Source organism: Maribacter sp. 1_MG-2023, assembly GCF_030547005.1.
Lineage (GTDB): Bacteria > Bacteroidota > Bacteroidia > Flavobacteriales > Flavobacteriaceae > Maribacter.
Genome location: NZ_JAUOPN010000007.1, coordinates 27,341 through 42,178 on the forward strand (window position 1 = coordinate 27,341; position 14,838 = coordinate 42,178).

The window sequence follows — 14,838 nt, forward strand, 5'->3', positions numbered from 1 at the left end:
ATGGCGAACTTTATTAATGTAATATTACCTATTCCGCTAGAGAAAAGTTTTACGTACAGCGTAACTGAAGAAGAGGCGGCATTGCTGAAACCGGGTATGCGTGTTGCGGTGCCTTTCGGAAAATCAAAAATATATACGGGCGTTGTTCAAAGTATTCATAAGAATCCGCCAAAAGTCTATGAGGCAAAGGAGATTCATGAGCTATTAGACGAATACCCCATTGTAAATGAGACCCAGCTTAAACATTGGGAATGGATAGCTTCTTATTACATGTGTACCTTGGGTGAAGTGGTTCGCAGTGCGTTACCTAGTGCTTTTTTATTGGAGAGTGAAACCTTGGTTCTTAGAAATACGGAATACGAAATAGATGAAAATGAACTTTTAGATGATGAATTTTTGGTGTTTGAAGCGTTGCAACATCAAGCTATACTAAAGGTTCAAGAAGTTTCTTCTATAATAGACCGTAAAAATGTGCTGCCAATTCTTCAGCGATTATTAGAGAAAAAAGTAATTGTTTTAAAAGAAGAAGTATATGATCAATACAAGCCAAAGTTAGTTAGGTATGTTAAATTGGGTGCAGAGCATACATCCGATGAAAAATTAGAAGCGTTATTAAATTCACTTACGAGGGCGCCTAAGCAAAGTCAAGTTGTACTTTCATTATTTCAATTACAGGGGAAAAGTCAAAATCCGATTAAGGTTTCTGAACTTGAAAAATCTAGCAACAGCTCTAAAGCAGTTATAAAGTCGCTGGTCGATAAGGGAATTTTAGAAGAGTATTTTATTAAGACCGATCGAGTCAATTATGATGGTGATCCAGATAATTCTGATACTAAGGATTTAAATGAATATCAAGAAACAGCCTTACTTGATATAAAAGCTTCTTTCGAAGCCAATAAAGTTACCTTGTTAAAAGGGGTAACATCTTCGGGTAAAACAGAGGTTTACGTAAAGCTTATTGAAGAATGTTTAGAAAAAGGGCTGCAGGCATTGTATTTATTGCCAGAAATTGCCTTAACAACGCAGCTTATTAGTAGACTTCAAGAATATTTTGGAGAAAGAATAGCCATATACCATTCTAAATATAATGTTCAAGAGCGTGTAGAAGTTTGGCAAAACGTTTTACAAGCAAAACCTAAGGCACAATTGGTGATAGGTGCACGATCAGCAATGTATTTGCCTTTTAGTAAGTTAGGTTTGGTAATCGTAGATGAGGAACATGAGAGTTCTTTCAAGCAATTTGATCCGGCACCAAGATATCACGCTAGAGATGCTGCTATAGTATTAGGTCATTTTCATAAGGCAGGTATTCTGTTAGGTTCGGCAACACCAAGTGTAGAAAGTTATTACAATGTACAAACGGGTAAATATGGCTATGCGGAGATTACCAGGCGTTATGGTAATGTGCTAATGCCAGAAATGGAGTTGGTAGATATTAAGGAAGCTTCTAGAAAAAGAAAGATGAAAGGTCATTTCTCTGAGCGTCTTTTTATAGAAATGGAAGAAACTCTTAAAGACGGTGCGCAAATCATACTTTTTCAAAATAGAAGGGGTTTTGCGCCATTAATGGAGTGTTTAACATGTGGTCATACACCGCAATGCCCAAACTGCGATGTAAGTTTAACGTATCATCAATATAGAAATCAATTACGTTGTCACTACTGTGGTCATCATACAGCATTACCAGAAATTTGTTTTGCATGCGGTAGTCCAGATTTAGATACCAAAGGTTTTGGTACCGAACAAATAGAGAAAGAGGTTTCAGCGTTATTCCCAGAAGCTAAGGTTGGTCGAATGGATTTAGATACTACTCGGGGCAAACACGGTTATGAAAAGATAATTACGGCTTTCGAGCAACACGAGTTAGATATTTTGGTAGGTACACAGATGATTACTAAAGGTCTCGATTTTAGAAATGTGAATTTGGTAGGAGTTATGAATGCAGATTCATTATTAAATTTTCCTGATTATCGTGCTCATGAAAGAACCTATCAATTATTAACACAAGTATCGGGTAGGGCAGGGCGAACCAAAAAAAGAGGTCGTGTTATTATTCAAACTTATAATCCGTATCATCAGATATTAAAACAAGTAACTACAAGTGATTATGAGGGTATGTATACCGAGCAGCTGTATGAAAGAGAGCAATTTAAATATCCGCCGGTAAATAGAATTATTAAGGTAACTTTTAAACATAAAAATTACAATGTGCTGAATGAAGCTGCAGATTGGTTTGCAGGGGCATTACGTACTAATTTTGGTGGTACTGTTTTAGGGCCTGAATATCCGCCAGTGGCGAGAATTAGAAATCAGTATTTAAAACATATCGTAATTAAAGTTCAGAAAGCACATTCATTGGCACAGACAAAAGCAAATATTAGGCGAATAGAAAAATCGTTTAAAGCAGTTGCAATGTTTAGAAGTGTTAGAGTCATTTATAATGTAGACCATATATAAACTAAAAAAGACCGCTAAGTAGCGGTCTTTTTTGAAAGTAAAATTATACCATATATTATACGTTACTTAGCGCTTCGGCTAGTTCTGTCTTTTTATTTCTACTTAGAGGTATTGATCTACCGCTAACTTCAACGTTTTTACTGTTGAATTTTTCAACCTTTTCAAGGTTGATGATGTATGATTTGTGAATTCTTAAAAACTTATCTTCTGGCAATTGCTTTTCAAAAGACTTCATTGTTGATAAGATTACGATATTAGCTTCATCAGTTACTAGTTTTATGTAGTCACCAAGTGCTTCAATCCACTTAATATCATTTAAAATAACCTTTCTTTTCTTCAGGTTACTCTTCACGAAAATGTGCTCTTCGTCTTCATTGACTCTGTGCAATTGTTCGTAGTTCGCAACAGCTCTTTTCACAGATGCGTCAAAACGTGCCATGGTAATCGGTTTATGTAAATAATCCGTTACGTCATAGTCAAATGCTTTAAGTGCATAATCTGGTTTGCCGGTAATCAAAATTACCTGAGGACTGTTTTCTAGGGACTCGAGTAGGTCAAATCCTGTGATAATTGGCATCTCAACATCAAGAAAAATAAGATCGATCTCATGGTTCTTGATTCCGTTTTTAGCCTCGATAGCATTACTGTATTCAGCTACCATAGTCAAATTCGGATGATTGTTTACCAACTTGGCAACGGCCATCCTTTGCATAGATGAGTCGTCAACGATGATACTTCTTAACTTCATAAGGGTTGATTTGTGGGGTTAAATCATCGACAAAGAACCGAAAAAACATGCTGAACTGCAACAAAAGATGTGAACAATGCACTATTGATCGTGTAATTGGTAATGATGATATATTTAAGATTTGGATTAATTTTTAATGTTGTTACCACTTAATAACGAAGAATATTCGTATTTCTTATAATTATTTTAAAAAAATATCTATTTTTGCACTCTTTAAAAACAAATATAATATGAACCATTACGAAACTGTTTTCATTTTGAATCCCGTTCTATCTGATGTTCAGATAGAGGAAACAGTTAAGAAATTCGAAGATTTCTTAATTAACAATGGCGCCAAAATGGTAGCTAAAGAGAATTGGGGGCTAAAAAAATTAGCTTATCCTATCCAAAACAAAAAGAGTGGCTTTTACCACTTGTTTGAATTTACTAACACTGGTGAGGTAATTACACCTTACGAACAGGAGTTTAGAAGAGATGAACGTGTTATGCGTTTCTTGACCGTTAAGTTGGACAAGCACGCTGTTGCATGGGCAGAAAAAAGAAGAACAAGAAACAAAACCGCTAAAGCTTAAGTATTATGGCAACATTACAACAACAGGCAAAAGGAAAGAAAGATGGAGAGATCAGGTATCTTACTCCATTAAACATTGAAACCAACACTAAGAAGAAGTATTGTCGTTTTAAAAAATCTGGTATTAAGTACGTAGATTATAAGGATGCTGATTTTTTATTGAAGTTGGTAAACGAGCAAGGTAAATTGTTACCTAGAAGACTTACTGGAACTTCATTGAAGTATCAAAGAAAAGTGGCACAAGCCGTAAAAAGAGCTCGTCATTTGGCGTTAATGCCATATGTTGCTGATTTATTAAAATAAAAGAAAAGAATCATGGAGCTTATATTAAAAGAAGACGTACAAAATTTAGGTTTTAAAGACGACGTAGTAAATGTTAAGAACGGTTATGGAAGAAATTTCCTTATACCTCAAGGCTTAGCTGCTATGGCTACTGTTTCTGCTAAAAAAGTTTTAGCTGAGAACTTAAAGCAAAGAGCACATAAAGATAAAAAAGTTGTTGACGCTGCTAAGAAAGTAGAAGAAGCATTGAAAGCTTTAGAATTAAAGATTACTGCTAAAACAGGTACTGCCGATAAATTATTCGGTTCTGTTACTAATGGTGATTTAGCTGCTGCAATTGAAAAAGAAGGTCATGCAATTGACAAAAAATTCATTAGCATTCAAGGTGGTGCAGTTAAAAGAACTGGACCTTACAATGCACAAATTAGATTACACCGTGAGGTCATTGTTGATTTTGGTTTCGAAGTAGTTGCCGAAAAAAAATAATTAACTATCTAAGTTGATAAATTTGAAAGAGCTATGCCTGCATAGCTCTTTTTTTATTGGTATTTTTGTTAAAGAACTCATAAATAACTCAAAACCAATAAAAATGAAAAACAACTTGTTTTTTCAAGTACTGTTGCTGCTTTTTGTAAGCGCAACTTACGGTCAGGTTACCACCTCTAATATTCGAGGTTTAGTGATAGATGACCAAAATCTACCACTATTTGGCGCAAACATTGTCGCCGTCCATACCCCAACAGGTACAAAGTACGGGTCAATTACCAATGAAGATGGTAGATTCAATCTTTTGAACCTTCGTGTTGGTGGTCCTTACAAAGTAGAAATTTCTTATGTAGGTTTTAAACCTTATGAACTTACCGATGTAAATTTATCTTTAGGGCAAACTTTCAATGTTGATATTAAATTAGCAAGTGAAAGTCAAGCATTAGACGAAGTTACTGTAGTATCTGATCGTTCGGGTACTTTTAGTAGCGACCGTACTGGTGCAGAAACAAGTGTAGGTAGAAGAGAATTAACACGTCTACCAACTATTTCACGTTCTGCCGCAGATTTTACACGTTTAGAGCCAACGGCAAGTGGTAATTCATTTGGAGGGCGAAATGATCAGTTCAATAACTTTTCTTTAGATGGAGCCATTTTTAACAACCCTTTTGGATTAGATGCTGCGACACCAGGAGGTCAAACAGATTCACAACCAATATCTTTAGATGCAATTGAGCAAATTCAAGTATCTACAGCGCCATATGATGTTACTCAATCAGGATTTACGGGAGCTTCTGTAAATGCAGTGACTAAAAGTGGTTCTAACGAATTTCACGGTACTGTATATGGTTTCTTTAGAAATGAAGATATGACCGGTGGTAAAATTAAAGGCGATGAGATTGTAAAGCCTAAATTAGACCAAAATCAATACGGTGTTAGTATTGGTGGTCCAATAATAAAGAACAAACTTTTCTTCTTCGCTAATTTTGAAAAAGACGAACGTACAGATTTAGGTACTAATGGTTGGGCGCCTAATACAGGCTCAGGAGCAATAAACGAATCTAGAGTATTAGAAAGCGATTTAATTAATGTGCAAAATCAGTTATTGGCAGCTGGGTATGATCCAGGTGCTTATCAAGGTTTTACACATGACGCAGAATCTACAAAAGGTCTTTTAAAATTAGATTGGAATATAAATGATAACAACCGTTTAGCAATTATTTATAACTTCTTGAATGCATCTAAACAAAAACCAGCTCACCCAACAGCTATACAGTTTAGAGGTCCGAATGCAAACACATTGCAGTTTCAGAATTCAGGATATGAAATAAACAATGAGCTTAAATCTATTCAAGTTGAATTAAACTCAACTTTGTCAGAAACTGCATCTAACAAATTACAAGTTGGCTACACTCATTTTAACGATTTTAGAAATCCGTTTTCTACACCGGCCCCTTCTATAAATATAACAAAAGATGGTTCTAATTATATAATTGCTGGTCACGAGCCATTTTCAGCAAATAACAGATTAGATCAAAAAGTAATTCAAATTACCAACAATCTTAACTTTTATAAAGGTGATCATACGTACACAGTAGGTTTTTCATTAGAAAAATTCATGTTCGATAACTCGTTTAATCTTACTGCTTATGGTTTTGATTTGTTTGGAGGCGTTGATATAGCAAATTTTGATGCGTCAACTTATGATTTTGCCGGTCCTCAAGCAACCTTTAATGCAAATAACGCCTTACCAGATGGTGAGGGTTGGGCTTTGGCCGAAACCAATGTTGGTCAATTGGCATTTTATGTGCAAGATGAATGGAACGTAAACGAAAAATTAAAACTGACATATGGTGTTCGCTTTGATAAGCCTTTATTCTTTGATTCTGCACAAAAAGCACAAGATGTTATTGATAGGGGTTTTGTTATTCCTGATCAACCATATCAAAATCCAAATACAGGTGAAACGGTATTTATAGATAACACGCAAATGCCATCAAATGATTGGTTAATTTCACCAAGGGTAGGTTTTAATTATGATGTTTACAATGATAGGTCATTTCAACTACGTGGTGGCTCTGGCTTATTTACAGGACGTTTTCCTTTTGTTTGGTTAGGTAATCAAATTTCTTCACCCGATGTTTTTTTCTTACAAGCCGTAGATCCAGATTATAAATTTCCACAAGTATGGAGAACCAATTTAGGTGCAGATAAACGATTGGATAATGGTTTAGTTCTTACAGCAGACGTTTCGTATACAAAGGATATAAATGGTCCGCATGTACAACATTGGGGCCTAACATCTCCGTCTGGTAATTTAGTGGGTATTGATAATAGATCTACATATACTGCAGATGATCAATTGAATGGTTTTGGAGTAACTGCAGGACCTTTTGTGTTTACAAATTCTAATAAGGGTAGAATATGGAATACTTCTTTTAAAGCTCAAAAGACATTCGATAAAGGGTTGTATGCTATGTTGGCATATAGCTATTTAGATGCAAAGGATGTAAACTCTATTGAGGCGGAAATTACATCAGATGCATTTGCAGGAAACCCTATAGTTAATGATGCAAATAAAGATGTTTTAGCACCTTCTAAATATGGAGATAAGCATAGATTTATTGGTGTAGCTAGTAAAAACTGGACATACGGTAATGGTAAATGGGGGTCTACTATCTCTACGTTTTTTGAATATGCACAAGGCAGTAGGTTTAATTATACTTACGGTGGAGATATTAATGGTGACGGATCTGGTATCAATGACCTTATTTACGTACCTACATCTGCAGAAATAAATCAAATGCAATTTGCAGGAGCTGGTCAAGGTGCTGCTTTTGATGCTTATATTGCTCAAGATGATTATTTAAGTGATCGTAGAGGACAATATGCAGAGCGCTACGGGGCTTTAGCGCCATGGAGAGGTCGATGGGATGTTAAGTTCTTACAAGATTATAAAATCACTGTATCTGAAGGAAAAACAAATACAATTCAATTTAGTGTTGATGTATTGAATATTGGTAATTTGATCAGTTCTGATTGGGGATTGGTGCAACAACCAAACAATATTCAGCCTGTGGGTGTAACAGTTGATCCAGATTCTAGTATACCAACATACACGTTTAATCCAGAGTTGACAGAAACGTTTGGTTATGATGCTAGTTTGTTATCTAGATGGCAAGCACAAGTAGGATTGAGATATATATTCTAAGTTTTTAAAATTAAGTTGTAAAAGCCCTAACAAATATGTTAGGGCTTTTTATTTTTGCAAAATGAAATATACGAGGCTAACAAAAGAGCAATTAGAGGAATTGCATCCAGAATTTATTAATTTTCTGGCAACACAATCTATTACGGGTGATGAGTGGGATGAAATTAAGAGAGATAAACCTAAAGTAGCAGAAGAAGAACTAGACGTTTTTAGCGATTTGGTTTGGGAAGGAGTGTTGAGCAAGGTTTCTTATTTAGAGAATATTTCAGATAAGCAAATGCACCTATTTCATTTAAGCGATAAAGAGATGAAACTGATATCGGTGAAAGTGATGAATCCAGAAATTGATTTAACTACTCCTGTTGGTTTTGACTGGTTTAAAAGAAACTGGCAATCAGACTTCGTAGAATATTTGACCGCAGCAAAAGCATATACCGATGATAAGAATGTAGATAAATTTTTATTGCTACAACAAGGTGCGGTAATTACTAAGGGCGATTTGTACAAGTGGTTTGAAAAAGTAATCGGTACTGCGTAAAACAATTAAAATCTAATATTCATACTATTGAAATATTGTCTTACTTATTTGAAGGCTATATTTGTAATACAATAAAAAATTAATGGCACAGAAACCATCTATACCAAAAGGAACTCGCGATTTTAATCCATCAGAAATTGCAAAGCGTAATTACATTTTTGATATCATAAAAAAGAACTTTCAAACGTATGGTTTTCAGCCCATAGAAACTCCTTCTTTTGAAAATTCAGATACCTTGTTGGGAAAATATGGAGAAGAAGGTGATCGATTAATTTTTAAGATTTTAAATTCTGGCGATTTTATTAGCAAGGTAGATGATGCCACTTATGCTGATAAAAATTCGAACAGTATTGCACCGAAGATTACAGAAAAGGCATTGCGATACGACTTAACAGTGCCGTTTGCACGTTATGTAGTAATGCATCAAAACGAGTTGGATTTTCCTTTCAAGCGCTATCAAATTCAGCCGGTATGGAGAGCAGATAGACCACAAAAAGGAAGATTTAGAGAATTTTTTCAATGTGATGCCGATGTCGTTGGGTCAGATTCCTTATTACAAGAAGTAGAATTAATTCAGTTGTATGATGCCGTATTTTCCGAATTAAAATTGGAAGGTGTAACCATTAAAATGAATAATAGAAAAATTTTAGCTGGTATAGCTGAAGTTATCGGTGCAAAAGATTTATTGATAGATTTTACCGTTGCTCTAGATAAGTTAGATAAAATAGGGGAAGACGGCGTTAAAAAAGAAATGCTTGCTAAAGGAATTTCTGAAGTAGCTATTGAAAAAGCATCTCCATTATTTTTATCTCAAGGTACTAATGAAGAGCAATTAGAACGTTTAGATGCACTTCTAAAAGATTCTGAAGAAGGTAAAAAAGGACTGGAAGAACTTCGTTTTATCTTAGAAACAATAGCTGTTTTAGATTTGCAATCTGCTAATTTATCGATTGATGTAACTCTTGCACGCGGACTAAATTATTATACAGGAGCCATTTTTGAAGTTGCAGCACCAGAAGGTGTGAAAATGGGATCTATAGGTGGTGGTGGTCGCTATGACGACCTTACCGGTATTTTCGGACTAAAAAATGTAAGCGGAGTAGGTATTTCTTTTGGTCTAGACCGTATTTATTTAGTTTTAGAAGATTTAAATCTTTTCCCTGAAGCGATTGATCAATCGCTTCAGGTATTATGTGTCAATTTTGGTGATAAAGAAGCTATGGCTGCTTTAAAGCTTGTAAGTCAGTTGCGTAAGGCGGATGTTAAAGCAGATATTTATCCATCAAGTGCTAAGATGCAAAAGCAGATGAAATACGCCAATAATCGTAATGTGCCTTATGTTATTTTAATAGGGGAGCAGGAGTTGGACAATAATTCTTTCATCGTTAAAAACATGAACGAAGGCTCACAACAAGAGTATAGTTTAGACAATGTTTCTCAATTTGTAACCTTTTTAAGTTAAGTACTTTAAAATCAGATACTATTTTACTGAATCATTTTTGATTATATTTGGTTAACCAATCTGGTTGTGCAGTTTTCGGCTGTATGATAGAGATGGCGCAAAATCAAAACGAAATCAAGATTTATAATTGAAAATTATGAAGAATAGTAACAAATTATCTGGAAAAAATATACTCATTACTGCTGGTGCACAGGGAATTGGAGAAGCAATTACCAAGCATTTTATCGACAGTGGCGCCAATGTTGCTATTCATTATTTTTCAAGTGCAGATACTGCAAATGAATTGGTGAAATACGCAACAGATAAGGGTTTAAAGGCAATTTCAATAAGTGGGGACCTAACAAAAGAAGAAGACGCCAATGCATTAGTAAAGAAAACAGTTGAGGCTCTAGGTGGTCTTAACATCTTAATCAATAATGCAGGTTCATTGGTTGCGCGTAAAATGCTTAGCGAAATGGAAACTGAATTTTGGCACAAAGTAATGGACATCAATTTAACCTCTATGATGTTTGTAACAAGAGCAGCAGCGCCTTATTTAGCTAAAAATGACAATAGTAGCATTGTCAACTTGGCTTCATTAGCAGGTCGTAAAGGAGGTCACCCAGGATCTTTGGTCTATTCTACAAGTAAAGGCGCTATTTTAACCTACACTAGGGCACTTGCGTCAGAATTAGGTCCACAAGGAACAAGAGTAAATGCTGTTGCACCAGGACTGATTTTAGGTACTTCGTTTCACAATACACATACAACCAAAGAATCTGCTGCAGAAACTACAAAAGGTATTCCTATTCAAAGAGCAGGTAGTGCAGATGATGTAGCTAGAGCTGTGTTGTATTTAGCCTCTGAATATGATGGCTTTATTACTGGAGCTACGCTTGATATTAATGGTGGAGTTTACAACATGTAATACCCGATATATCTATAAAAACCATAGTTTGCTATCTGGCAACTAGGGTTTTATTCTCATTATTCTTAAAAATATAATTATGCTTAAGACTCCGGTTATACACCCTGCAATTATGGAAGCGCTTGGGCGTTCTGGTCATTTTGCGCAAGTGGTCATTGCAGATGGTAATTTACCAGTAGGTGCAATGACAGGACCTAATTCTACAACGGTACATTTAAATTTTCGTCCTGGATTGTTAGATGCACTTACTGTTTTAGAAGGTATTTTGGAAGTTTGCCCGGTACAAGGAGCTATTGTAATGGAAAAACCTGCAGAAGCTAATGCTGAAATTCATGATGCCTATAAAAATTTGCTTGGAGATGTAACTTGGGATGAAATGGAACGTTGGGCTTTCTATGATAAAATAAGAGACCAAAATACGACCTTAATTATACAGACTGGCGAGCAGCGTCGTTTCGCTAATTTAATCTTAACTGTTGGTGTAGTTAAGATGGCTGAAGAATCCGAATTTTAATTAATTCCTTTTCCTTTCGAAGTATTACTTTCTAAATGCTATTTAATCTATTGGATATTTCTTCAAGTATAGTTTCATAATATGAAATGGCATGAGGTACATATTTGTAGTTTGAAGTGTCCCTTAGTGCCTTGCTAAAATGTTTTATCGATTCTAGTTTTAAGGCTTCAACTTCACTATCCTGTTTTTGCAATGCGCTAAATGGTGATTTTAATTCGGCTATAAACGTGTGATGAAATTCATAATCTTTTAAACTTTCAGAATGATTTTTGACGGATTTAAATATTCCAATTTTCTCTATGTCAGCAGGTAAAATTTTTAATCCTATCTCTTCTTGTATTTCGCGCACTGCGGAAGTTAGTATTGATTCGCCTGCGCCAATATGCCCTGCAACAGATACATCCCACAATAACGGATATACATCTTTATGCTTCCCGCGTTGCTGTAGTAAAATTTTTCCATCCGAAGTATAGAACCAAATATGAACAGTTTGGTGAAACCATCCATTTTTATGCGCTTCAGACTTCATGGCAGTCGTGTTAGTCATGTTGCCTTCAGCATCTAAAATGTCAATTAATTCATCCATAACACAAAAAAATCCCTCCGATGAAAGAGGGATTATATAAATTAATCGAAGTAGCTAAAAGTTTCTCCGTCTTTAATTGTTAAGAGTGTTTCGTAAATCAAACGAATTACATTTTCAACATCGTCTTTGTGAACCGTTTCTACCGTTGTGTGCATGTAGCGCAATGGTAAAGAAATAAGCGCAGAAGCAACTCCACCATTACTATAGGCAAAAGCATCTGTATCAGTACCTGTAGATCTAGAGGCAGCCATTCTTTGAAATGGTATCTTGTTATCTTCAGCTGTTTTGATGATACGTTCGCGCAATTTGTTTTGAACTGCAGGAGCATAAGAAATTACAGGACCAGCACCAATTTCTGTATGGCCTTGTACCTCTTTTTTAATCATAGGTGTGGTGGTGTCATGACAAACATCTGTTACGATAGCAACATTTGGCTTGATAGTTTGTGTAATCATTTCTGCACCACGTAAACCTATTTCTTCCTGTACAGAATTAGTGATGTAAAGTCCGAATGGCAATTTCACCTTGTTCTCATACAATAAACGCGCAACTTCAGCAATCATAAAACCGCCAGCTCTGTTGTCTATAGCTCTACAAACATACTTATTCTTGTTTAGAATTTGAAACTCATCTGGGTAAGTGATTACACAACCAACATGAACACCAAGTTTTTCTACTTCTTCCTTATTTGTTGCACCAACATCTACAGTAATATTTTCAATTTTCGGAGTTTCCTCTTTAGGTCCCTTTCTAGTGTGTATTGCTGGCCAGCCAAAAATACCTTTTACAATACCCTTGCTTGTATGAATATTTACCCATTTTGACGGAGCTATTTGATGATCGCTACCACCATTCCTAATAACATGAATTAACCCGTTATCAGTGATATAGTTTACGTACCATGAAATTTCATCAGAATGCCCTTCAATAACTACTTTGTATTTAGCATCAGGATTTATAACGCCTACTGCAGTACCATAGGTATCGGTAATGAATGTATCTACGTAAGGTTTTAGGTAGTCCATCCATATTTTTTGCCCTTCCCATTCATATCCGGTTGGTGCAGCATTATTCAAGTATTTTTCAAAAAAGTCTTGAGACTTTTTGGTGATTATATTTTTATCAGCCATCAATGTAAGTTTAAGATACAAACTTAAGAATATTAGCGTTGTATTAATAATAACCTTCTTTAATAATCGTTAATTTTGGCAAGACTTTTGTTTAGCTCATGGTAATGAAATATAACTTTTTACTTCTTTTTATAATCGTAACCACTTTTTTTATTGGTAATGCTCAGGTTGAAGAACAGGAGCTGGATTCGATAACTGAAAAAATGATTATTATAGCCGGTGATTCTTTGGTGCAAAGTTCAATTGCCTTAGAAGAGGCTTATGTATTCGGTAAGCTTAAGTTTTCATCTTATGACGATAAATTGCGGTATTACATTTTGCGCAGAAAAACGCAGAAGGTATATCCGTATGCAAAGATGGCTGCTGAACGTCTGGTAGAGTTGAACGATAGTTTGGCTGCTATGAAAAATGACAGAAAACGTAAAAAATATACAAAAAAAGTACAGAAGTTTATTGAAGAGGAATTTTCTGAAGAGTTGAAAAAGTTGACACGTACCGAAGGTCAAATTCTAGTGAAGTTAATTTACAGACAAACAGGTACAACTGCTTTTGATTTGGTTAAAGACTTACGTAATGGCTGGCGTGCATTTTGGTACAATACTACCGCGAAGCTTTTTAGCATTAGTATTAAAGAAGAATTTCATCCCGATTTAATAGAAGAAGATTACTTGATAGAAGATATTTTACAACGTGCTTTTGCTAAAGGTAAGTTGGAGCGACAAGAAACCGTTCTCGATTACGATTATGATAAGCTATATAACAAATGGAAGAGAACTACTAAAGTACCTAAAGATTAAGATGATTTTGGTTTCTTACCGAACATAGAATCCATAATAGTCATTATGCCTTTAAACCCCATATAAACCGCGAAGCAGGCTACTATAATACCCAGTATACAAACAGGCCAGAACATAGCATGTTCTTGATTTTTAAATGCTTGCCACAAAATAAGTGGTGCCGTAAACATTAATACCACAGTTATGGCTAGCCATTTTAGACCGGTTACCAGCATGTCTTTATCAGTTCGTCTCATTGTCTGTAATTACTATACTATCCTTATATTCTTCTACTATGGCAAAATAACCCAAGGCAAAATTATCTGAACGTTCTACATTATCAAAAACCTCGTCATTATCGATACCTGTAATATTAATAATATTTCCACGAACAGTTGCTGCAGGCGTTTGAAACGGACCTTGGTCACCACCTGATTGTACAATAATTTGATTCATATAATTAAAGAAAGTCTTGTCTGCCCCTAAAAGACTTATTTCGATTACCGAGCTAGTATTCAAACCTAAGTTATTCTCATAGAAATAGGAGAAGACAAAAGTTTGCCCTTGGTAAAATTTATCTTCTGTAACTAAATATTCACCGAAATCTAAATCTAGAACATAATAATCGTCACTACCGGCGCGGTCGGTAAAGGTTACTATAACTTCAGTTTCGTCGCCTGAAAATAAAGTTTGATCACCTTGCTCCAATGAATCAATTGGAACCGATTTAACATAAGTAGTTGTTGCAAAATATTGTTCATAGTTAGTTTCAATGATAAGTTGAAAAACATCACCTTCGTTGATATTACTAATTCTAATTCTTTGATCGCTGTCAAATGTTGGGTCGGGTACCCATATACCACTGCCTGGTTCTAGTTCTATCAAATTTGATACACCACCACCCTCTAGTATTTCCGGGGCATCTAGATTTGGTGTGCCATAATAAATGATGGCACTTTCTATTGAAGCAATTGTATTTTCTTCAAAAAAGGAACTACTTTCTGTAAACAATATTTCAATAGGTAAGAATTCTTTGGTCTCATCTACACGAATAACTCCGTTAACAATAAGTCTTGGTTCGTTCTCAGGTAATTCAACATCAATAACATCTTCACAAGAAGCGAGAAATATAATACCGGTTATTAAAATCAATATATAGCGATTCATAGC

General features: G+C 35.2%; 15 protein-coding genes. 10 read left to right on the forward strand and 5 right to left on the reverse strand.

What is annotated here, in order from left to right:
- A complete protein-coding gene (gene priA / locus Q4500_RS09550) occupies positions 1-2,457 on the forward strand; it encodes a primosomal protein N' (protein WP_303599609.1) in 2,457 nt (818 codons plus the stop codon).
- 55 nt (positions 2,458-2,512) lie between these two features.
- Here priA and Q4500_RS09555 read toward each other — a convergent pair whose 3' ends face one another.
- The gene (locus Q4500_RS09555) at positions 2,513-3,205 is read right to left on the reverse strand and encodes a LytTR family DNA-binding domain-containing protein (RefSeq protein ID WP_027067302.1); all 693 of its coding nucleotides are present in this window, start codon (positions 3,203-3,205) and stop codon (positions 2,513-2,515) included.
- Between the two features lie 230 nt (positions 3,206-3,435).
- Between Q4500_RS09555 and rpsF the strand changes: the two genes are divergently transcribed.
- The 8 genes from rpsF (at position 3,436) to Q4500_RS09595 (ending at position 11,176) form a co-directional block, all read left to right on the forward strand.
- Positions 3,436-3,777, forward strand: coding sequence for a 30S ribosomal protein S6 (gene rpsF / locus Q4500_RS09560; protein ID WP_073244828.1), 342 nt, complete (start codon positions 3,436-3,438; stop codon positions 3,775-3,777).
- Positions 3,778-3,782: 5 nt separating this feature from the next.
- Positions 3,783-4,079, forward strand: coding sequence for a 30S ribosomal protein S18 (gene rpsR, locus Q4500_RS09565; RefSeq protein ID WP_027067300.1), 297 nt, complete (start codon positions 3,783-3,785; stop codon positions 4,077-4,079).
- 12 nt (positions 4,080-4,091) lie between these two features.
- Entirely contained in the window at positions 4,092-4,544 is a 453-nt protein-coding gene (rplI, locus tag Q4500_RS09570) for a 50S ribosomal protein L9 (RefSeq protein WP_073244826.1), read from the forward strand.
- Positions 4,545-4,647: 103 nt separating this feature from the next.
- Positions 4,648-7,755 carry a carboxypeptidase regulatory-like domain-containing protein gene (locus Q4500_RS09575; RefSeq protein WP_303599458.1) on the forward strand — a complete coding sequence of 1,036 codons (3,108 nt, stop codon included), beginning with the start codon at positions 4,648-4,650 and terminating at the stop codon, positions 7,753-7,755.
- Positions 7,756-7,816: 61 nt separating this feature from the next.
- Positions 7,817-8,293: a DUF6495 family protein gene (locus Q4500_RS09580; RefSeq protein ID WP_303599459.1), complete on the forward strand. Its 477-nt coding sequence runs from the start codon at positions 7,817-7,819 to the stop codon at positions 8,291-8,293.
- A gap of 82 nt (positions 8,294-8,375) precedes the next feature.
- Entirely contained in the window at positions 8,376-9,755 is a 1,380-nt protein-coding gene (gene hisS, locus Q4500_RS09585; RefSeq protein WP_303599460.1) for a histidine--tRNA ligase, read from the forward strand.
- 136 nt (positions 9,756-9,891) lie between these two features.
- Positions 9,892-10,662 carry an SDR family NAD(P)-dependent oxidoreductase gene (locus Q4500_RS09590; RefSeq protein ID WP_303599461.1) on the forward strand — a complete coding sequence of 257 codons (771 nt, stop codon included), beginning with the start codon at positions 9,892-9,894 and terminating at the stop codon, positions 10,660-10,662.
- Positions 10,663-10,741: 79 nt separating this feature from the next.
- The gene (locus Q4500_RS09595) at positions 10,742-11,176 is read left to right on the forward strand and encodes an RbsD/FucU family protein (protein ID WP_303599462.1); all 435 of its coding nucleotides are present in this window, start codon (positions 10,742-10,744) and stop codon (positions 11,174-11,176) included.
- 31 nt (positions 11,177-11,207) lie between these two features.
- Here the strand turns inward: Q4500_RS09595 and Q4500_RS09600 are convergent, their stop codons facing one another.
- Complete coding sequence (locus tag Q4500_RS09600) at positions 11,208-11,723, reverse strand: NUDIX domain-containing protein (RefSeq protein ID WP_303599463.1); 516 nt, start codon at positions 11,721-11,723, stop codon at positions 11,208-11,210.
- An 80-nt stretch (positions 11,724-11,803) separates the two neighbouring features.
- Positions 11,804-12,892: a M42 family metallopeptidase gene (locus tag Q4500_RS09605; RefSeq protein ID WP_303599464.1), complete on the reverse strand. Its 1,089-nt coding sequence runs from the start codon at positions 12,890-12,892 to the stop codon at positions 11,804-11,806.
- A 104-nt stretch (positions 12,893-12,996) separates the two neighbouring features.
- Between Q4500_RS09605 and Q4500_RS09610 the strand changes: the two genes are divergently transcribed.
- Positions 12,997-13,689, forward strand: a complete 693-nt coding sequence (locus tag Q4500_RS09610; protein WP_303599465.1) for a DUF4294 domain-containing protein — start codon at positions 12,997-12,999, stop codon at positions 13,687-13,689.
- On the opposite strand, the gene Q4500_RS09615 is transcribed toward Q4500_RS09610, so the two are convergent.
- Both Q4500_RS09615 and Q4500_RS09620 read right to left on the reverse strand, forming a co-directional pair.
- Complete coding sequence (locus tag Q4500_RS09615) at positions 13,686-13,925, reverse strand: DUF6095 family protein (protein ID WP_303599466.1); 240 nt, start codon at positions 13,923-13,925, stop codon at positions 13,686-13,688. The two genes, Q4500_RS09610 and Q4500_RS09615, sit on opposite strands and share 4 nt — an antisense overlap.
- On the reverse strand, positions 13,912-14,835 hold the full coding sequence (locus tag Q4500_RS09620) for a DUF4249 family protein (RefSeq protein ID WP_303599467.1): 924 nt from the start codon (positions 14,833-14,835) through the stop codon (positions 13,912-13,914). Before Q4500_RS09620 ends, Q4500_RS09615 begins: the two co-directional genes overlap by 14 nt.
- Positions 14,836-14,838: the final 3 nt, after the last annotated feature.

What these genes read in the sequence shown, in the direction of transcription:
- Q4500_RS09575 (WP_303599458.1), top strand. Translation starts at nt 4,648, where the DNA reads ATGAAAAACAACTTGTTTTTTCAAGTACTGTTGCTGCTTTTTGTAAGC.
- Q4500_RS09620 (WP_303599467.1), bottom strand. Translation starts at nt 14,835, where the DNA reads ATGAATCGCTATATATTGATTTTAATAACCGGTATTATATTTCTCGCT.
- Q4500_RS09590 (WP_303599461.1), top strand. Translation starts at nt 9,892, where the DNA reads ATGAAGAATAGTAACAAATTATCTGGAAAAAATATACTCATTACTGCT.
- Q4500_RS09610 (WP_303599465.1), top strand. Translation starts at nt 12,997, where the DNA reads ATGAAATATAACTTTTTACTTCTTTTTATAATCGTAACCACTTTTTTT.
- Q4500_RS09580 (WP_303599459.1), top strand. Translation starts at nt 7,817, where the DNA reads ATGAAATATACGAGGCTAACAAAAGAGCAATTAGAGGAATTGCATCCA.
- Q4500_RS09615 (WP_303599466.1), bottom strand. Translation starts at nt 13,925, where the DNA reads ATGAGACGAACTGATAAAGACATGCTGGTAACCGGTCTAAAATGGCTA.
- rplI (WP_073244826.1), top strand. Translation starts at nt 4,092, where the DNA reads ATGGAGCTTATATTAAAAGAAGACGTACAAAATTTAGGTTTTAAAGAC.
- Q4500_RS09600 (WP_303599463.1), bottom strand. Translation starts at nt 11,723, where the DNA reads ATGACTAACACGACTGCCATGAAGTCTGAAGCGCATAAAAATGGATGG.
- Q4500_RS09605 (WP_303599464.1), bottom strand. Translation starts at nt 12,892, where the DNA reads ATGGCTGATAAAAATATAATCACCAAAAAGTCTCAAGACTTTTTTGAA.
- hisS (WP_303599460.1), top strand. Translation starts at nt 8,376, where the DNA reads ATGGCACAGAAACCATCTATACCAAAAGGAACTCGCGATTTTAATCCA.
- priA (WP_303599609.1), top strand. Translation starts at nt 1, where the DNA reads ATGGCGAACTTTATTAATGTAATATTACCTATTCCGCTAGAGAAAAGT.
- Q4500_RS09595 (WP_303599462.1), top strand. Translation starts at nt 10,742, where the DNA reads ATGCTTAAGACTCCGGTTATACACCCTGCAATTATGGAAGCGCTTGGG.
- rpsF (WP_073244828.1), top strand. Translation starts at nt 3,436, where the DNA reads ATGAACCATTACGAAACTGTTTTCATTTTGAATCCCGTTCTATCTGAT.
- rpsR (WP_027067300.1), top strand. Translation starts at nt 3,783, where the DNA reads ATGGCAACATTACAACAACAGGCAAAAGGAAAGAAAGATGGAGAGATC.
- Q4500_RS09555 (WP_027067302.1), bottom strand. Translation starts at nt 3,205, where the DNA reads ATGAAGTTAAGAAGTATCATCGTTGACGACTCATCTATGCAAAGGATG.